Annotated in this window: 19 protein-coding genes and 3 tRNA genes; 7 read left to right on the forward strand and 15 right to left on the reverse strand. The window is 72.3% G+C overall.

Annotated elements, in window-relative coordinates; genetic code table 11:
* Window positions 1–32: 32 nt before the first annotated feature.
* Window positions 33–1,073, forward strand: a complete 1,041-nt coding sequence (locus AQJ11_RS12295) for an adenosine deaminase (protein ID WP_014674347.1) — start codon at window positions 33–35, stop codon at window positions 1,071–1,073.
* Between the two features lie 429 nt (window positions 1,074–1,502).
* Here AQJ11_RS12295 and AQJ11_RS12300 read toward each other — a convergent pair whose 3' ends face one another.
* A complete protein-coding gene (locus AQJ11_RS12300; protein WP_014674345.1) occupies window positions 1,503–2,126 on the reverse strand; it encodes a TetR/AcrR family transcriptional regulator in 624 nt (207 codons plus the stop codon).
* Between the two features lie 114 nt (window positions 2,127–2,240).
* Here AQJ11_RS12300 and AQJ11_RS12305 point away from each other — a divergent pair, with 114 nt between their 5' ends.
* Window positions 2,241–2,873, forward strand: a complete 633-nt coding sequence (locus AQJ11_RS12305) for an NAD(P)-dependent oxidoreductase (RefSeq protein WP_059263013.1) — start codon at window positions 2,241–2,243, stop codon at window positions 2,871–2,873.
* Window positions 2,874–2,928: 55 nt separating this feature from the next.
* Here the strand turns inward: AQJ11_RS12305 and AQJ11_RS12310 are convergent, their stop codons facing one another.
* The 9 genes from AQJ11_RS12310 to AQJ11_RS12350 form a co-directional block, all read right to left on the reverse strand.
* Window positions 2,929–3,984 (reverse strand): UDP-N-acetylmuramate dehydrogenase, encoded by a 1,056-nt coding sequence (locus tag AQJ11_RS12310; protein WP_059263014.1) that lies wholly within the window; start codon window positions 3,982–3,984, stop codon window positions 2,929–2,931.
* A gap of 208 nt (window positions 3,985–4,192) precedes the next feature.
* Window positions 4,193–4,573, reverse strand: coding sequence for a DUF3291 domain-containing protein (locus AQJ11_RS12315; protein ID WP_059263015.1), 381 nt, complete (start codon window positions 4,571–4,573; stop codon window positions 4,193–4,195).
* Between the two features lie 29 nt (window positions 4,574–4,602).
* Entirely contained in the window at window positions 4,603–6,054 is a 1,452-nt protein-coding gene (locus AQJ11_RS12320) for an MFS transporter (RefSeq protein ID WP_078611800.1), read from the reverse strand.
* An 83-nt stretch (window positions 6,055–6,137) separates the two neighbouring features.
* The gene (locus tag AQJ11_RS12325; RefSeq protein WP_175252239.1) at window positions 6,138–6,707 is read right to left on the reverse strand and encodes a TetR/AcrR family transcriptional regulator; all 570 of its coding nucleotides are present in this window, start codon (window positions 6,705–6,707) and stop codon (window positions 6,138–6,140) included.
* A gap of 167 nt (window positions 6,708–6,874) precedes the next feature.
* Entirely contained in the window at window positions 6,875–7,303 is a 429-nt protein-coding gene (locus AQJ11_RS12330) for a MaoC family dehydratase (protein WP_014674339.1), read from the reverse strand.
* Between the two features lie 7 nt (window positions 7,304–7,310).
* Window positions 7,311–7,763 carry a MaoC family dehydratase N-terminal domain-containing protein gene (locus AQJ11_RS12335; RefSeq protein ID WP_059263016.1) on the reverse strand — a complete coding sequence of 151 codons (453 nt, stop codon included), beginning with the start codon at window positions 7,761–7,763 and terminating at the stop codon, window positions 7,311–7,313.
* A 171-nt stretch (window positions 7,764–7,934) separates the two neighbouring features.
* The gene (gene rpmG, locus AQJ11_RS12340) at window positions 7,935–8,099 is read right to left on the reverse strand and encodes a 50S ribosomal protein L33 (protein WP_003948671.1); all 165 of its coding nucleotides are present in this window, start codon (window positions 8,097–8,099) and stop codon (window positions 7,935–7,937) included.
* 90 nt (window positions 8,100–8,189) lie between these two features.
* Window positions 8,190–8,262: transfer RNA gene (locus AQJ11_RS12345), tRNA-Met, on the reverse strand.
* A 46-nt stretch (window positions 8,263–8,308) separates the two neighbouring features.
* A tRNA-Thr gene (locus tag AQJ11_RS12350) sits at window positions 8,309–8,381 on the reverse strand.
* A gap of 335 nt (window positions 8,382–8,716) precedes the next feature.
* Here AQJ11_RS12350 and AQJ11_RS12355 point away from each other — a divergent pair.
* Together AQJ11_RS12355 and AQJ11_RS12360 are read left to right on the forward strand one after the other, a co-directional pair.
* Complete coding sequence (locus AQJ11_RS12355) at window positions 8,717–9,982, forward strand: amidohydrolase family protein (protein WP_059263017.1); 1,266 nt, start codon at window positions 8,717–8,719, stop codon at window positions 9,980–9,982.
* A 497-nt stretch (window positions 9,983–10,479) separates the two neighbouring features.
* Entirely contained in the window at window positions 10,480–11,136 is a 657-nt protein-coding gene (locus AQJ11_RS12360; protein WP_059263018.1) for an NAD(P)H-binding protein, read from the forward strand.
* 117 nt (window positions 11,137–11,253) lie between these two features.
* On the opposite strand, the gene AQJ11_RS12365 is transcribed toward AQJ11_RS12360, so the two are convergent.
* From AQJ11_RS12365 to AQJ11_RS12380, 4 genes are all read right to left on the reverse strand, one after another.
* Window positions 11,254–11,466, reverse strand: a complete 213-nt coding sequence (locus tag AQJ11_RS12365) for a hypothetical protein (protein WP_041665432.1) — start codon at window positions 11,464–11,466, stop codon at window positions 11,254–11,256.
* Between the two features lie 61 nt (window positions 11,467–11,527).
* The gene (locus AQJ11_RS12370) at window positions 11,528–11,752 is read right to left on the reverse strand and encodes a hypothetical protein (protein WP_030641125.1); all 225 of its coding nucleotides are present in this window, start codon (window positions 11,750–11,752) and stop codon (window positions 11,528–11,530) included.
* A gap of 44 nt (window positions 11,753–11,796) precedes the next feature.
* Window positions 11,797–12,153: a DUF6233 domain-containing protein gene (locus AQJ11_RS12375; protein ID WP_014674333.1), complete on the reverse strand. Its 357-nt coding sequence runs from the start codon at window positions 12,151–12,153 to the stop codon at window positions 11,797–11,799.
* 128 nt (window positions 12,154–12,281) lie between these two features.
* A tRNA-Tyr gene (locus AQJ11_RS12380) sits at window positions 12,282–12,363 on the reverse strand.
* Between the two features lie 228 nt (window positions 12,364–12,591).
* Here AQJ11_RS12380 and AQJ11_RS12385 point away from each other — a divergent pair.
* Window positions 12,592–13,080, forward strand: a complete 489-nt coding sequence (locus tag AQJ11_RS12385) for a YajQ family cyclic di-GMP-binding protein (protein WP_014674332.1) — start codon at window positions 12,592–12,594, stop codon at window positions 13,078–13,080.
* 153 nt (window positions 13,081–13,233) lie between these two features.
* On the opposite strand, the gene AQJ11_RS12390 is transcribed toward AQJ11_RS12385, so the two are convergent.
* Window positions 13,234–13,500, reverse strand: coding sequence for a GlsB/YeaQ/YmgE family stress response membrane protein (locus AQJ11_RS12390; RefSeq protein ID WP_014674331.1), 267 nt, complete (start codon window positions 13,498–13,500; stop codon window positions 13,234–13,236).
* Window positions 13,501–13,656: 156 nt separating this feature from the next.
* Here AQJ11_RS12390 and AQJ11_RS12395 point away from each other — a divergent pair, with 156 nt between their 5' ends.
* Together AQJ11_RS12395 and AQJ11_RS12400 are read left to right on the forward strand one after the other, a co-directional pair.
* On the forward strand, window positions 13,657–14,910 hold the full coding sequence (locus AQJ11_RS12395) for an APC family permease (protein ID WP_059263019.1): 1,254 nt from the start codon (window positions 13,657–13,659) through the stop codon (window positions 14,908–14,910).
* A 191-nt stretch (window positions 14,911–15,101) separates the two neighbouring features.
* Entirely contained in the window at window positions 15,102–15,503 is a 402-nt protein-coding gene (locus tag AQJ11_RS12400) for a YccF domain-containing protein (protein ID WP_014674329.1), read from the forward strand.
* The last annotated feature ends 778 nt before the right edge of the window (window positions 15,504–16,281 follow it).

Raw genomic sequence — 16,281 nt, forward strand, 5'->3', positions numbered from 1 at the left:
GGGACAGCGGGGACATACGGCAGGATCTGGGAATGGAGCGTGTACGTGATCTCTCTGAGCTGCCGAAAGCCCATCTGCACCTGCACTTCACCGGCTCGATGCGACCGGGCACCGTCCTGGAACTGGCCGACAAGTACGGCGTCCGGCTGCCCGACGCGCTGACGGAGGCGCTGACCAGCGGGGAACCGCCCCGACTGCGGGCCACGGACGAGCGGGGCTGGTTCCGTTTCCAGCGGCTGTACGACGCCGCGCGCTCCTGTGTGCGCGAGCCGGAGGACATCCAGCGCCTGGTCCGGGAGGCCGCCGAGGAGGATCTGGCGGACGGCTCGGGCTGGCTGGAGATCCAGGTGGACCCGACGTCGTACGCGCCCCGGCTGGGCGGTCTGATCCCGGCCCTGGAGATCATCCTGGACGCGGTGGACACGACCTCGCGGGAGACCGGGCTCGGCATGCGGGTGCTGGTGGCCGCGAACCGGATGAAGCACCCGCTGGACGCGCGCACGCTGGCCCGGCTGGCGGTGCGCTACGCGGACCGGGGCGTGGTCGGCTTCGGGCTCTCCAACGACGAGCGGCGGGGCATGGCGCGGGACTTCGACCGGGCCTTCCACATCGCGCGGGAGGGCGGTCTGCTGTCGGCCCCGCACGGCGGCGAGCTGACCGGCCCGGCGTCGGTCCGGGACTGCCTGGACGACCTGGACGCCACGCGGATCGGGCACGGGGTGCGGGCGGCGGAGGACCCACGGCTGCTGAAGCGGCTGGCCGACCGGGGCGTGACCTGTGAGGTGTGCCCGGCGTCGAACGTGGCGCTCGGCGTGTACGAGAAGCCGGAAGACGTGCCGTTGCGCACGCTCTTCGAGGCGGGCGTCCCGATGGCGCTGGGCGCCGACGACCCGCTGCTGTTCGGCTCCCGGCTGGCCGCCCAGTACGAGATCGCCCGCCACGCCCACGGCTTCACGGACGCCGAAGTCGCGGAGCTGGCCCGGCAGTCGGTGCGCGGTTCGGCCGCCCCGGAGGACGTCAAGAAGCGGCTGCTGGCCGGCGTGGACGACTGGCTGGCGCGCCCGGCGGCCTGAAGTGGGCGCACGGCGGACAGGGCTTGAAGCAGTACGCCGTGCCCTTCGCCGGCACGGTTCCGGTACGGCCTCCGGCCCTCCGCGTCCGCGAAGCGGGTGGCCGTCTCGGCGGACACCTGCCGGTGACTGAAGAGGAAGACACCTGCCGGTGGCTGAAGAGGAAGAAGGTACGCGCGTGCGTGGCGTGCCGCAGGTCGCCCCGGAAGTCCGCCCGGTCCCGGCGCCCGCTCCGGGCGGCGGCATCCCGCGCAGGTCGGGCCACTGGCTGGGGCGCAGGCCGAGGCGTTCGTGGACGAGGACGAGGTCGACCGGCTCGCCGACGCCCTCGTCGGGCGGGACACCGTCGCGCAGCGGCACGTGGACGACGGTGTGCGGGAGCGGGTGGCGAAGGCGCGCACGGGGATGCCTCATGTGCGGTGCCTCATGGCGTCAGGGTCGTGGGTCGTCCGGCGTGTCCGCAACGGAGATTCCGCCCACCAGGGTCGCCGCCAGGCGGGCGGCGAACTCGTCGACGGGCGGGCGTTCGCGGGTCTCGGTGGCGTCGTAGGCGAACGCGCGCTGGGCGCAGGCGCCGAGGAGGAGTGAGGCGGCGGCGTAGGTGTCGGCGTCGGCGCGGACCCGGCCGGCGGCCTGTTCGGCGCGGAGGTAGGCGTCCAGTCCCTCGATGGGCAGGTGCGGGCCGGAGCCGATCGCGCGCAGCGCCTCGTCGTGGCGGCGTTTGAGCTGGGTCTCGGCGTACAGGGAGGCGGCGATCGGGAAGCTCTGCTCGTAGAAGAGGGCGGCCTGGCGGGCGATCTCGGTGAGGTTCCCCGCGAGCGTGCCCTGGCCCGGTGCGGCGGCGAGACCGCTGAGCAGCGGGGTGAGCCGGGGCAGGCGCTCGGTGAGGACCCGTACGAACAGCTCCTCCTTGCTGTCGAAGTACTTGTAGAGGGCCGCTTCGGAGCAGCCGGCCGCGCGGGCGATCTCCTTGGTGGTGGCGCGGGCGAGTCCCACCGTGAGCATGAGCTCGTGGGCCGCGTCGAGGATGCGGACACGCGCGGGCTTCGTCTCCATGGGGCTCCGATCGGGGCTTGACGGGCGGGTGAGTGTTTACCCACCCTAGAGGCGGCATAGGGTGAGTGAGCACTCACCCACCACGTCCGCGGACGAGGGGAGTCGGACGTCACCATGAAGCTCACTGTCTTCGGCGCCACGGGAGGGATCGGCCGGGAGCTGGTCGGCCAGGCCCTGAACGCCGGTCACGAGGTCACCGCGGTCGTACGGGACCCGGCCCGGCTCGCCGTCAGCGGCGACCGTCTGGAGGTCGTCCGCAGCGGCCTGACCGATCCCGAGGAGCTGCGGTCCGCCGTACGGGGCCGGGACGCCGTCCTGTCGGGCCTGGGCGCGCGCAGCCGCAAGGACGCCGGGGTGGCCGCCCGGCTGACCCGTACGGTCCTGGCCGCCATGGAGGCGGAGGGTGTACGCCGGCTGCTGGTGGTGAGCGCCGCGCCGGTCGGCCCCGCCCCGGCGCAGGACGGCCCCTTGGACCGAGGGGTGCGGCACCTGGTGTCGGCGGTCCTCAGGGACGTCTACGCCGACCTGCGCGAGATGGAGGCCGAGCTGGCCCGCAGCGGCACCGACTGGACGTCCGTACGGCCGCCCCGGCTCCAGGACAAGCCGCTCACCGGCCGCTACCGCACCGTCGTCGGCGGCTTCCCGCCCCGGGGCCGCTTCATCGCGCGCGCGGACGTCGCGCACGCGATGCTGTCGATGATCGACGCGAGGGAGACCCTGAAGCAGGGGGTCGGGGTGGCTTACTGAGCCCGCGCTCCCCGAAGGCTCCTGTAGCCGCCCCCAGCGCCTCCCGGAACCGCTCCTAGAGGCTGACGCCGATGGTCACCGGCTCGTTGACCAGGGTGACCCCGAACGCCTCGCGGACGCCGGCGACCACCTCGCGGGCCAGGGCGAGCAGGTCCTCCGTGGTGGCGCCGCCCCGGTTGGTGAGCGCGAGGGTGTGCTTGGTGGAGATGCGGGCGGGGCCGCTGCCGTAGCCCTTGGTGAAGCCCGCCTTGTCGATCAGCCAGGCCGCGGAGGTCTTCGTACGGCCCTCCCCCGCCGGGTAGGCGGGCGGCTCGGCGTCCTCGCCCAGCCGTTCGCGCACGCGCGCGTGGAACGCGGCGAACTGCTCGTCGGTGAGGATCGGGTTGGTGAAGAAGGAGCCGGCCGACCAGGTGTCGTGGTCCTCGGGGTCGAGGACCATGCCCTTGCCGGCGCGCAGCTTCAGCACGGCCTCCCGGGCGTCGGCCAGCGGCACCCGGTCCCCGGGCTCCACACCGAGGGCTCGGGCCGCCTCGGCGTACTTGACCGGCGCGGACAGCCCGCCCGCGTCCTCCAGCTCGAAGCGGACCCGGAGCACGACGTAGCGCTCGGGGTCGCCCTTGAAGCGGCTGTGACGGTACGAGAAGGCGCACTCCTCGTTCGTCAGCGTGACAATCTCGCCGGCCCGGCGGTCGTAGGCGATCACCTCGGTGATCGTCGAGGAGACCTCCTGGCCGTAGGCGCCCACGTTCTGGATCGGGGTGGCGCCCGCGGATCCGGGGATGCCGGCCAGGCACTCGATCCCGGCGAGCCCGGCCTCCACGCTGCGGGCGACGGCGTCGGTCCACACCTCGCCGGCCGCGAGCTCCAGGGTGGTGCCGCGCAGCTCGACCCCGCGCGTGGCGATGCGCAGGGCGGTGCCGTCGAAGCCCTTGTCACCGATGACCAGGTTCGATCCGCCGCCGATGACCAGCAGCGGGGTACCGCTGTCGTCGGCCTCGCGGACGGCGGCGATCACCTCGGCGTCGGTGGCGGCGGTCACCAGCCGCGTCGCGGGACCACCCAGCCGGAAGGTGGTCAGCGGGGCAAGGGGGGCGTCGTGGAGTACCTGCACGGGCCCAAGACTACGAGACGGGTCGACGGGGGCCGCGCCGGCAGGAGGGCGGGGAACGCGGCACGCGCGCGTACCGGTCCCTCCCCCGCTCCGCCGCCGTGTGCACACGCGTCGCCGTGCCCGAAAGCACGCACGAAAAGCACGCACGCGCGCGTGGACCTCCCTGCGGGGTGTGGGTCCACGCGCGCGTGCGGTGCCGTTCCGGCGGCTACGTCAGTCTCCGCGTCGCTTCCTCCCAGCTCACCGGGAGTTCACCGGCGCAGGCCTGCCACGTGGCGAACCGGACGTCCCGCATCTGGTCCGCCAGGGCCCGGGACGTCGGCCGGTGGGCTCCGGAGCGGGCGAACTCCTTGAGCGCGGCGGCCGACTCCCAGACGGACAGGGTCCAGAAGGTCCGCCGCAGGGGCTGCGCCCTGAGGGTGGCCCCGTAGGCGCCGGGCGCGCGGCCGGCCTGCCGCCGGACGGCCGGTGTGCGGGCCAGGAAGCGCAGTGCGCCCCACAGGGTGCGGGTCTCGAAGCGCGAGGCGAAGACGTGCGCCTCGGCGCCGGCCGGCGGGGAGTTCGGCACGGTCCAGGAGAGCGTGGGCATCGCGGGCTCCTTGCGCGGGGGGTGGCGGGTCAGCGGGAGGCGGTTTCGAGGACCGGCGCGGACGCCTCCCCGGCCGCGAGGACGGCGCCCCCGCGGCCGGGGATCACCAGGGCCGCGACCGCGGCGAGGACGACCACCGCGGAGCCGGTGACCAGGGCCGGCCGCAGACCGTCCACGAAGCTCTGCGCGGACTCGTAACCGCCCCGCGCGGAGAAGATCGACGACATCACCGCGATGCCGAGCGCGCCGCCCACCTCGCGCAGCGCATTGTTCGCGCCGGAGGCGATCCCCTGCTCCTGCGGGCGGACGCTGGCCATGACCAGGCTGGCGGCCGGCGCGAAGTACAGGGCCATGCCGACGCCGCTGACGATGAGACCGGGCAGCTGGACGGCGTAGGAGGCGTCCGTGGTGACCACCCAGGACATGTAGCCGAGCCCGGCGGCCTGGAGGAACAGGCCCGCGGCGACGACCGGCCGGCCGCCGATCCGGTCGGAGAGGAGCCCGGCGACGGGCGCGACGAGCATCGGCATGCCGGTCCACGGCAGCATCCTCAGCCCCGCCTCGGTGGGCGAGTAGCCGAGGACGCCCTGCATGTACTGGCTGAGCAGGAAGATCGATCCGAACATGCCGACGAACATCAGCAGGCTGGCGGCGTTGATCCCGGAGAAGGCCCGGGAACGGAACAGCCGCATGGGCAGCATCGGGTGCGCCGCGCGGGAGCTGTAGCCGACGAAGCCCGCGAGCAGCGCCCCGCCCGCGCCGAGCGCGGTCAGCACCACGGAGTCGGTCCAGCCGTCGGCGGGCCCGCGGACCAGGCCGTACACGATTCCGAAGAGCCCGCCGCTGGCGAGGAGCGTGCCGGGAAGGTCGAGGCGGGTGCCGGTGCCGTGGGACTCGGCGAGGCGCAGCCGGGCGAGCGGCAGCGCGGCGAGGCCCAGAGGGACGTTCAGCCAGAAGATCCAGTGCCAGGAGACGTGTTCGGTGAGGCTGCCGCCGATCAGCGGCCCGGAGGCGACGGCGAGTCCGTTCACGGCGCCCCAGATGCCGTACACCGTCCCGCGCCTGGCCGCGGGCACGGCCGCCGTGAGCAGGGTCAGCGTGAGCGGCAGCATCACGGCCGCGCCGACGCCCTGGACCGCGCGGGCGGCGATCAGGGAGTCGATGCCGGGTGCCATGGCCGCGGCGGCGGATGCGCCGGTGAAGACGGCGAGTCCGGCGATGAACATCCGCCGGCGTCCGAAGCGGTCGCCGAGCGCGGCGCCGAACATCAGCAGGACGGCGAAGGTGAGCGTGTACGCGCTCACGGTCCACTCCAGGTCGTCCAGCGCCCCGCCGAGGTCCTCGCGGATGGAGGGCAGGGCGGTGGTGACGACGAGGTTGTCCAGGGACGCCATGAATCCTGCGACGCTCGTGATGACGAGGGCCCATACCGCGCTCGCGCGCGACGGGGTGGTGTCGGGTGGTGCTGTCTGCTGTGCCATCGCTCCCCCAGGGGTCTTAGTTAGTTATTGATGACTAACTTTCTTGGACATGCCAGTGCCTGCCAGGCGACAGGGCCGGGCCCCTACACCTCCAGGCGGCCCGTGACCCGGGCCGACGGATAGAGCCCCTCCCATACCCGGTGCTCGGGCGGGAATCCCATGGCCACCAGGCAGTTGATGAGCATGCCGTGGGCCAGGAAGGAGGTCGTCTCGTCGACGTCCGCGCCGAGCGCCAGCCGCACGGTGTCCCACAGCCGCATCCAGCCGGCCCGTACGCTCTCGCCGAACTCCCGGTCGCCCTCCTGCTCCGCGGCGGCCACGGCGATGTACATCTGCATCTGCATCATCAGCCACTCGGGCCGCTCCGCGATGACCTTGGTGTACGCGTTCGCCATGGCGTGCAGGGCCTCCTCGCCCCGCAGCCCCTCCGAGGCCTCCTCGAAGGTCCGGATGGTGTCCTCCACGCAGCGTTCGGCCGCCGCCAGGAAGATCGCCTTCTTGCCCGGGAAGAGCCGGAAGAGGTACGGCTGCGAGACACCGACCCGCTTGGCGATGGCCTCCGTGGAGGTGCCGTGGTACCCGCCGCGCGCGAACTCGGCGGTCGCCGCGCGGATGACGCTCTCGCGTCGCTCCTCTGCGCTCATCCTGGGCATGCCGAGAAAGTTAGTACTCAATCACTAACTTCGTCAAGGCGGGGTCTGTGCGCCGGGAACGGCATGCGTAAGGGCGGCCCCACATGCGTCTACGTAAGGGCGTCCCGCACATACGTAAGGGGCGCCCCGCATGGGAGGACGCCCCTTACACACACCGCTTCGGGCCGTCAGGCGAGCCGTACGACCGCCCGGGACATGCCCAGCACCTTCTGGCCGGCGCTCATCGCCGTCAGGTCCACCCGGACGGTGTTGTCGTCCAGCTTGGCCCCGACCTTGCCGCTGACCTCGATCAGGGCGCCCTGGTCGTCGTTGGGGACGACGACGGGCTTGGTGAAGCGGACGCCGTACTCCACGACCGCACCCGGGTCGCCGACCCAGTCGGTGACCACGCGGATCGCCTCGGCCATGGTGAACATGCCGTGCGCGATGACGTCCGGCAGGCCCACCTCCTTGGCGAACTTCTCGTTCCAGTGGATCGGGTTGAAGTCCCCGGAGGCGCCCGCGTAGCGCACGAGCGTGGCGCGGGTCACGGGGAAGGTCTGCGCCGGCAGCACGGTGCCGACCTCGATCTCGTCGTAGGCGATCTTCGCCGTCATCGGGTTCTCACGCCTCCTCGGCCGCGCGGGCCACGAGCTTGGTCCAGGCGGTCACGACGTGCTCGCCGGCCTCGTCGTGCACCTCACCGCGGATGTCCAGGACGTCGTTGCCCGCGAGGGACTTGATCGCCTCGATCGTGGAGGTGACCGTGAGCCGGTCGCCGGCGCGCACCGGGCGGGCGTAGGCGAACTTCTGGTCGCCGTGCACCACGCGGCTGTAGTCGAGCCCCAGCTGCGGGTCCTCGACGACCTGGCCGGCGGCGCGGAACGTGATGGAGAACACGAAGGTCGGCGGGGCGATCACATCGGAGTAGCCGAATGCCTTGGCGGCCTCGGGGTCCGTGTACACCGGGTTGGTCTCGCCCACCGCCTCGGCGAACTCGCGGATCTTCTCCCGGCCCACCTCATAGGGCGCGGTGGGCGGGTAGGTCCGTCCCACGAAGGACTGGTCGAGCGCCATGGCCCGGCACCTCCTGATGTCTGCTGTGGCTGGCCCCAAATTAGCGGGAAACCGGTCGCGGGACGCGCACGGGGGCGGCGCGGCGGGCGGGTGCGGCGGGCTGGGTGCCGAGCCGGTGAAACGCCGTGAGGCCGCCCCCTCGGAAGGGGACGGCCTCACGGACGAGCCTGTTTATCGCGTCTCGCGGTGCGCGGTGTGCGCGTTGCAACGCGGGCAGTGCTTCTTCATCTCAAGACGGTCCGGGTTGTTACGCCGGTTCTTCTTGGTGATGTAGTTCCGCTCCTTGCACTCCACGCAGGCCAGCGTGATCTTCGGGCGGACGTCGGTGGCAGCCACGTGAGTGCTCCTAAGACGAACGGGTGGACTGATTCAACGCAAGAAAGAGTAGCCGATCGAAGGACCGACCCCGCAATCGGCTACTGTCAGTAGCGGTGACCGGACTTGAACCGGTGACACAGCGATTATGAGCCGCTTGCTCTACCGACTGAGCTACACCGCTTTGATGCGATCGGGTCCCGCCTCGCGACGGGAACCTCTCACACCAGAGCCCCAATACGGAATCGAACCGTAGACCTTCTCCTTACCATGGAGACGCTCTGCCGACTGAGCTATTGGGGCGAGCGATGAAGACATTACACGGTCCGCCGCCGTTCACCCAAATCCGTATCCCGCCGCCCCCGCAACCCTCCCCCCAGCCCGCTCGGCAGTCCCCTGAGCCCCGGTAGGCGCCCGGTGGGCGCGACGCGATCGCCGCCGCCACACGCGCGTGCGGGCGTGTGGGCGACGCGTGTGCCCCGTGGGGCGGGCCACGCCGGTACGACTATTGCGCTCCTGCGCGGCTCGCGCGGCTCGTCGCCCTAGGCTCGACTCACTCTGCGTGATCTTGGGGCGGTGGACGGCCCCCCGATTCCCCACGCCGGCCCGCCCGCCCCCCGGCCCCACCCTGGAGCGCGATGCCCGACAGCCAGCCGCAGCCGCAACCGCCGTCGAACTCGTCGGGGTCCTCCGGACCGTCCGACCAGGCCGCGCTCCTGCTCTGCGGGGCGCGCCTCACCGACGGCCGAACGGTGGACGTACGGCTGGGCGGCGGGCGCATCGAGGCCGTGGGCACCACCGGCAGTCTCACGCCGGGTCCGGCCCGGACGAGCGCCACGCGCGTGGACCTGAGCGGCTACCTGCTCCTGCCGGCACCGGCCGAACCGCACGCCCACGGCGACACCGCCCTGTCGGCCGAACGCCCCGGCCCCGCGTCGTACGCCCCCGAGGACGTCCAGCGCCGGGCCACGGAGGCGGCCCTGCTCCAGCTCGGGCACGGCGCGACGGCGGTGCGCGCGCACGTGCGCGTGGGCGACGTCCAGGGGCTCGGCGCGCTGGGCGCGGTCTTGCAGGCGCGCCGGTCGCTGCGTGGGCTGGCGGAGCTGACGGCGGTGGCGATGCCGCGGCTGCTGACCGGGGTGGCCGGGGCCGACGGGCTCGCGATGCTGCGGGACGCGGTGAAGATGGGCGCCTGTGTGGTGGGCGGCTGCCCGGACCTGGACCCCGATCCCACCGGCTACGTGGAGACGGTCCTGGAGGTGGCCTCCGAACAGGGCTGCCCGGTGGACCTGCACACGGACGCCACCGACCCGGCCCGGCTCTCCCGGCTCGCGGCCATGGCGGGGGGCCTGCGCCCCGGCGTGTCGATCGGACCGTGCGCCGGTCTCGCGCGCCTGCCCGCCGAGGCCGCCTCCCGCGTCGCCGACCAGCTCGCGGCGGCCGGAGTGACGGTCGTGTGCCTGCCCCAGGGCGGCTGCGGCGGCGCCGACCGGCGGGGCACGGCGCCGGTACGGCTGCTGCGTGCCGCCGGGGTGCGGGTGGCGGCCGGCAGCGGTGCCCTGCGCGACGTGTCGAACCCCGTCGGCCGAGGCGACCCGCTGGAGGCCGCCTACCTCCTCGCCTCCGCCCACGGTCTGCGCCCCGAGGACGCCTACGACGCCGTGTGCGCCTCGGCACGCGCGGTGCTGGGCCTGCCGGAGGTCCGCGTGGAAGCGGGCTTCCCGGCCGAACTGCTGGCCGTACGCGGTGACCACCTCCCCGGTGCGCTGTCCCTGGCCTACAGCCGGATCGTCGTCCACCGCGGCCGAGTGGTGGCCCGCACGAGCGCGGTCCGCGAGTACTGCAACTCGGCGGCGACAGCGGAACTGGACCTGCCGCGACAGGGGCGGGGGGAGCTGTCGTGAGCGGCGAGGCAGCGCCGGGGGCCGGTGGCGGTGGGGGTGGGGTTGGCGTGGGGCGGTGCGGGAGCCGGCTGGGGCGGTGAGACCTCGTGGAGGCGGCGGGGCACTTCATGGTGGCGCGGGTGTGCGGGGCCGTGACGCGGCGTCGGCGGGTGTGCCTGGGGCGCGCAGGGGGCGTGTGCGGGCCGCGGAACGGGGTGCCCGGGGGCATGCGGGCCGTGGAACGGGGGTGCCCGGTCGGTACGTGATCGTTCCCGTTGGCGGCGGGCTCGCTCCGCGCGCGGGATCGTTCGCTGCGTGCCGGGCGGGCGTCGGGGAGCGGTGCCCACCGCGCGAACGGCCCCTTCGCACACCGGCACCCGTCCGCGCGTACGCCCCGAGCGGCGCTCTTGCGCGTCCGGGAGTGAGCGGGCGCGTGCGCGTACGCGCCTTCGGGGTGCTCCGGACGCGGCGGTCAACTCGTGCGGCGGATGCGGCTCTCCGGGCGTACGGTCGGTTGCATGCGCATTGTCATCGCTGGTGGTCATGGTCAGATCGCGCTGCGGCTGGAGCGTGTGCTCTCCGCGCGCGGGGACGAGGTGGCGGGCATCATCCGCAGAGCCGAGCAGGGCGACGATCTGCGCGCGGCCGGTGCCGAACCGGTCCTGCTCGACCTTGAGTCCGCCTCGGTGGAGGAGGTCGCGGCGCACCTCCAGGGCGCGGACGCGGCGGTGTTCGCGGCCGGCGCGGGCCCGGGCAGCGGCGCGGCCCGCAAGGACACGGTGGACAGGGGCGCGGCGGTGCTGTTCGCGGACGCGGCCGTACGCGCGCGCGTGCGCCGCTTCGTGGTGGTGTCCTCGATGGGCGCGGATCCCGCGCACCAGGGGGACGACGTCTTCGACGTGTACCTGCGTGCCAAGGGCGAGGCCGACGCCTACGTCACCCGGCAGGAGGCGCTGGACTGGACGATCCTGCGCCCGGGCGCGCTGACGGACGAGGCGGGCACCGGCCTGGTCCGGCTGGAGGCGCACACGGGGCGCGGCTCGATCCCCCGGGACGACGTGGCGACCATCCTCGCGGAACTGGTGGACACGCCGGCGACGGCCGGTCTCACGCTGGAGCTGATCAGCGGTTCGACGCCGGTGTCGGTGGCGGTGAAGTCGGTCGCCGGGAACTGAGCCGGGCGGCCGGCCGTTGACCGGTCAGGCCCGCCTCGCCCCTTCCAGACCGTCACCGCCCGCCTACTGACGAGCCGTAGGAGACTTAGACCCGTCCCTCTGTCGGCCCGTCAGGGCTCAGAACAGCGGCAGTTGCCCGGGGAATTCGGGCACGGCGTAGCCGTCCAAGGACGGTTGCACCGCCCCGAGTTGCGCCGGCTGTCGCGACCCGGCGCAGGAGACGAGTTCCCCGTTCTCCCGCGCCCCGGGCGGGTCGTGCCGTGCGAAGCGGCCCGCGACGACGGCGATGTCGCGGTGGCACACGGGACAGGTTCTGCGTCGGGAGGACATGCCGCCAGTGTGCCCGAGCGGGCGGTCGGCGCACCTCTCCCGGCCGACGGCGGCGGCGTGATCAGGTCCGGGTCTCCGCCTCCCACCGGTCGGGGCCCACTCCGCGCCAGTCGATCAGCGGTGAGTCGGCCACCTCCTCCGGTTCGATCTCCAGCCCCGCCCGGCGGAGGAACTCCACCAGGTCCCGCACGTTGTGCGCGAGGCCGAGGATCTCGCCGTCCACCCGTACCCGGCGACCGCCGGTCGGTGACGGCAGGTGCACGATGATGGGACGTTTCCCGGCCATGGCTCCAGCATCATCCGGACCGGCCGGGCCCGCACCCGGGCCGGTCATTCGAGAATCCCCAGCGCGGTGTCCGGCCGGCACAGCGGGCACGCGGGGACTCCTTCTTCGGTGAGGGCCCGTACCGCCTGTTCCCGGCCGACGCCTTTCGCCCGCCCGCCGCCGGCGCCCGTACAGCCGCCGACGTGGACGTACACCGCGCTCCGGCCGCTGAGACCGCGCTCGACGGCCCACTCCGCGGCGGCCTTGCGGGCGCCGAGGCGGCGTTGCCGTTCGGCCTCCCGGCGTTCCTCGTCGGCGATCCACCGGTCCATCAGCGCGAGCTGCCTGGCGGCCTGGTGTTCGACGACGCGGCGGGCGAAGCGCAGCATGTCGAGACGCGTCAGCGGACGGTCCTCGTTCACACGTTCGATTCTAATGAGGTGCGGGGGTGCAGCGCGACAGCGGTACCCCGGTCCCGCCGACGGCGGCCGGAGACAACGACGAAGGCCCCGTGACCTGCTCTCGCAGATCACGGGGCCTCGCTCCCGTGTGGCGGCGCCAGGATTCGAACCTGGGAAGGCTGAGCCGGCAGATTTACAGTCTGCTCCCTTTGGCCGCTCGGGCACACCGCCGGGTAGTGCTGCCGCTTCGAACCCGCTTTCGGCGGTGTTCCCCCGGCAACGACGTAAACAATACCCGATGCCCGGGGGTGCTTCGCCACCCGATTGATCTCCACCTGGCGGGGCGCGGGGTGGCTAGGCTGGTGCGGATGCGGCCCGGTACTCCACCGGGCCCGGCGGTCGCCGCCGCGCACGCCGGCACGCACCCGATACGCACCCCGATACAAGGAGCCACAGGACATGGCCGACTCCAGTTTCGACATCGTCTCGAAGGTCGAGCGGCAGGAGGTCGACAACGCCCTCAACCAGGCCGCCAAGGAGATCTCGCAGCGCTACGACTTCAAGGGCGTGGGGGCCTCGATCTCCTGGTCCGGTGACAAGATCCTCATGGAGGCGAACTCCGAGGACCGGGTGACGGCCGTCCTCGACGTCTTCCAGTCGAAGCTCATCAAGCGCGGCATCTCGCTGAAGGCGCTGGAAGCGGGCGAGCCGCAGCTCTCCGGCAAGGAGTACAAGATCTTCGCGTCGATCCAGGAGGGCATCTCCCAGGAGAACGCGAAGAAGGTGGCGAAGATCATCCGCGATGAGGGCCCCAAGGGCGTGAAGGCCCAGGTCCAGGGCGACGAACTGCGCGTCAGCTCCAAGAGCCGCGACGACCTCCAGACCGTCATCGCCCTCTTGAAAGGCAAGGACTTCGACTTCGCGCTCCAGTTCGTGAACTACCGGTAAGAGGCAGGCCGGTAAGAGGTACGAGAGAGAAGGGTGGGCATCCCGCGCCCCGCGGTGCGCAACCGTGCGGTGCGGAACCGTGCGGTGCGCAACCGTGCGGTGAGGTGCCCACCCTCGCGTTGCCGCGTCTCCCGTGCCTGCCGCGCCGCGCGCTCAGTCGCGTGAGTTGCCGAACAGGATCCGGTAGACGATCAGCAGTACCAGGGAGCCGCCGACGGCCGCGGCCCAGGTGGCGCCGTCGTAGAAGTGCTTGCTGATGGGGTGGTCCAGCCAGCGGGCCGATATCCAGCCCCCGATGAACGCGCCCGCGATGCCGATGAGGGTCGTACCGATGAAGCCGCCGGGGTCGCGTCCCGGCAGGAGGACTTTGGCGATGGCTCCGGCCAGCAGTCCCAGGATGATCCAACCGATGATGCTCATGCCGTGAACCTGCCCTTCCGCGCTGTGTCCGCACTGTCGGTTCCGTGAGAGTTCGCTCCCGGGCCCGCTGCGCGTCGCGCGCGTGTTCGTGCCGTGTCGATGAAGAGGACGTCACAGGTCCACCCGCCGGTTGCCGCGATCAGTAGGGTGCGGCGCATGACACGTACCGACGCCGGGCTGCGCCGGACCCTGGGCGTGCGGGACGCCGTGGTTGTCGGCCTCGGCTCGATGATCGGCGCCGGCGTCTTCTCGGCCCTCGGGCCGGCCGCGCGGGCGGCCGGGTCCGGGCTGCTGCCCGGCCTCGCCCTCGCCGCCGTGGTGGCCTACTGCAACGCCATGTCCTCGGCCCGGCTCGCCGCCCGTTACCCGGCCTCCGGCGGGACGTACGTGTACGGCAGGGAGCGGCTCGGCCGTTTCTGGGGATACCTGGCCGGCTGGGCCTTCGTGGTCGGCAAGACGGCCTCCTGCGCGGCCATGGCGCTCACCGTGGGCGCGTACGTGTGGCCGGGGCAGGCGCACGCGGTGGCGGTCGCGGCGGTGGTGGCCCTGACCGCCGTCAACTACGGCGGCATCCAGAAGTCCGCCTGGCTGACGCGGGCGATCGTCGCCGTCGTCCTGGCCGTTCTCGCGGCCGTGGTCGTGGTGTGCCTGGTCTCCGGGCAGGCCGACGCGGGGCGGCTGGACATCGGGCTGTCGGCGGGTGCCGACGGGGTGCTCCAGGCGGCCGGGCTGCTGTTCTTCGCGTTCGCCGGGTACGCGCGGATCGCCACCCTCGGGGAGGAGGTGCGCGATCCGGCGCGCACGATCCCGCGGGCGATCCCGCTGGCCCTGGGGATCGCGCTGGCGGTGTACGCGTGCGTGGCCGTCGCCGTGCTCGCCGTCCTCGGCGCGAACCGGCTCGGGCAGTCGGCGGCGCCGCTGGCCGACGCGGTGCGGGCGGCCGGGGTGCCGGGGCTCGTGCCCGTGGTGCGGACCGGAGCCGCGGTGGCCGCGCTGGGCTCGCTGCTCGCGCTGATCCTCGGGGTCTCGCGTACGACGCTCGCCATGGCCCGGGACGGGCACCTGCCGGGCGCCCTGGCAGCCGTGCACCCACGCTTCCGCGTGCCGCACCGGGCGGAACTGGCCGTGGGCGCGGTGGTCGCCGTACTGGCCGCGACGGTGGACGTCCGCGGCGCGATCGGCTTCTCGTCCTTCGGTGTGCTGGCCTACTACGCCGTCGCCAACGCCTCCGCCTGGACGCTGAGCACGGCCCCGCGCTCGCGGATGGTGCCCGCGGTGGGCCTGCTGGGCTGCGCCACGCTGGCGTTCGCGCTGCCCCCGGCCTCGGTGGCCGCGGGCGCGGGTGTCCTCGCGGTGGGCGGGGCGGCCTACGGCGTACGGCGGTGGTGGGCGGGGCGTTACGCGGGGTGACGTACGCAGGAAGGGGCGAACCTCGGGCCCTCGGCTCAGTGCGCCGTCAAGCGCGGCCCCGCCTGCGCCCGAGGATCGACAGGAGCGCGCACCGCTCCGCGCGAGAGCGCTCCGCTTCCTCCTGAGCGCGTGATCCGCTGATACTGGCGGTAGCAGGCATGCCGATCGAGCTGCCTGGAGAGGTACCGGTCATGAAGGTGTTCAACCTGCTGCTCAACATCTTGTGGCTCGTCTTCTGCGGGCTCTGGATGGCGCTCGGTTACCTGGTCGCCGCCCTGATCTGCTTCGTCCTGATCGTCACCATCCCGTTCGGCATCGCGTCGCTGCGCATCGCCGGGTTCGTCCTCTGGCCGTTCGGTCGGACCACCGTGCAGCGGCCCGGCGCCGGGGCGCCGTCATGCGTCGGCAACGTCATCTGGGTCGTCTTCGCGGGCTGGTGGCTCGCACTGGCCCACCTGATCACGAGCATCCCCCTGTTCCTGTCGATCATCGGGATTCCCTTCGGCTGGGCGAACCTCAAGCTCATTCCCATCTCGCTCATGCCGTTGGGACAGGAGGTCGTGCCCACGGACGAGGCATTCGGCGGACGCTGAACTCGCCCCCTCATTGCCTCGGCCTTCCCTGCCGCGGTTCAACTGGATTCAGCCCGAACAGTGTCCGACAATGGGTTTATGTGGTGGCTCAGTTCGACCCGTACGGCTGCACAGCGCACCAAACACCTCTTCACGGTGTTCACGCTCATCCTTCTCCTGGCCGGCGCCGCCGTGTCAGGCGCGGCGGAAACCGCTTCGACGGCAGCCCCGGCGCACGCCCCCTCGCATTCCCACGAGTTGGACCGCGGCTGCGACGAGGTCTGGGGGGGCGGCGGCTGTGACACCTAGGGGGACACGGTACCGCTGGGGTGAATCTCATTCAGGCTGTCCACGAGAATCACGGGCGGCGGATGAGGAGGCTTGGGCACCTGAACGAGAAAAGGTACGTAGACCATTTCGCCGTGCCTGAACTCCGCCTTCCAGGAATTCCGGTAGCACACGACATCGTTCGGGTCGCCCCGCGTCGCATAACACCGAGTCGTCGAATCAGCGGGTGAGCCACCTGCTTCACTTGTCGCGGCATCCCATGCACCGAGGGCGGTACAGCAGGTCGCCACCGCTACTGCAAGGATGCCTCTGCGCAAGGCTGCTTTCCGCATTGTCATCACCCTGAGAGTCGCGGGCAGGCGGAGCTCCACGAGGCGTGAACGCGACAGTCCGGCGGCCAGGGAATTTCGGACACCCGGCCGCCGAACCCTCAAGTTCAGCCGTTGTTGTTGTTATTGTTGTTGTTCCCGCCACCGCCGTTGTTGTTATTATTATTGTTGTTGTTGTTCCC

This window comes from Streptomyces corchorusii (assembly GCF_001514055.1).
Classification (GTDB): Bacteria; Actinomycetota; Actinomycetes; order Streptomycetales; family Streptomycetaceae; genus Streptomyces; species Streptomyces olivaceoviridis.

Coding starts and splice junctions, on each gene's coding strand:
- AQJ11_RS12355 (WP_059263017.1), top strand. CDS start 8,717: ATGCCCGACAGCCAGCCGCAGCCGCAACCGCCGTCGAACTCGTCGGGG.
- AQJ11_RS12360 (WP_059263018.1), top strand. CDS start 10,480: ATGCGCATTGTCATCGCTGGTGGTCATGGTCAGATCGCGCTGCGGCTG.
- AQJ11_RS12330 (WP_014674339.1), bottom strand. CDS start 7,303: ATGACGGCGAAGATCGCCTACGACGAGATCGAGGTCGGCACCGTGCTG.
- AQJ11_RS12365 (WP_041665432.1), bottom strand. CDS start 11,466: ATGTCCTCCCGACGCAGAACCTGTCCCGTGTGCCACCGCGACATCGCC.
- AQJ11_RS12370 (WP_030641125.1), bottom strand. CDS start 11,752: ATGGCCGGGAAACGTCCCATCATCGTGCACCTGCCGTCACCGACCGGC.
- AQJ11_RS12400 (WP_014674329.1), top strand. CDS start 15,102: ATGAAGGTGTTCAACCTGCTGCTCAACATCTTGTGGCTCGTCTTCTGC.
- AQJ11_RS12300 (WP_014674345.1), bottom strand. CDS start 2,126: ATGGAGACGAAGCCCGCGCGTGTCCGCATCCTCGACGCGGCCCACGAG.
- AQJ11_RS12305 (WP_059263013.1), top strand. CDS start 2,241: ATGAAGCTCACTGTCTTCGGCGCCACGGGAGGGATCGGCCGGGAGCTG.
- AQJ11_RS12315 (WP_059263015.1), bottom strand. CDS start 4,573: ATGCCCACGCTCTCCTGGACCGTGCCGAACTCCCCGCCGGCCGGCGCC.
- AQJ11_RS12395 (WP_059263019.1), top strand. CDS start 13,657: ATGACACGTACCGACGCCGGGCTGCGCCGGACCCTGGGCGTGCGGGAC.
- AQJ11_RS12385 (WP_014674332.1), top strand. CDS start 12,592: ATGGCCGACTCCAGTTTCGACATCGTCTCGAAGGTCGAGCGGCAGGAG.
- AQJ11_RS12320 (WP_078611800.1), bottom strand. CDS start 6,054: ATGGCACAGCAGACAGCACCACCCGACACCACCCCGTCGCGCGCGAGC.
- AQJ11_RS12390 (WP_014674331.1), bottom strand. CDS start 13,500: ATGAGCATCATCGGTTGGATCATCCTGGGACTGCTGGCCGGAGCCATC.
- AQJ11_RS12295 (WP_014674347.1), top strand. CDS start 33: ATGGAGCGTGTACGTGATCTCTCTGAGCTGCCGAAAGCCCATCTGCAC.
- AQJ11_RS12335 (WP_059263016.1), bottom strand. CDS start 7,763: ATGGCGCTCGACCAGTCCTTCGTGGGACGGACCTACCCGCCCACCGCG.
- AQJ11_RS12325 (WP_175252239.1), bottom strand. CDS start 6,707: ATGCCCAGGATGAGCGCAGAGGAGCGACGCGAGAGCGTCATCCGCGCG.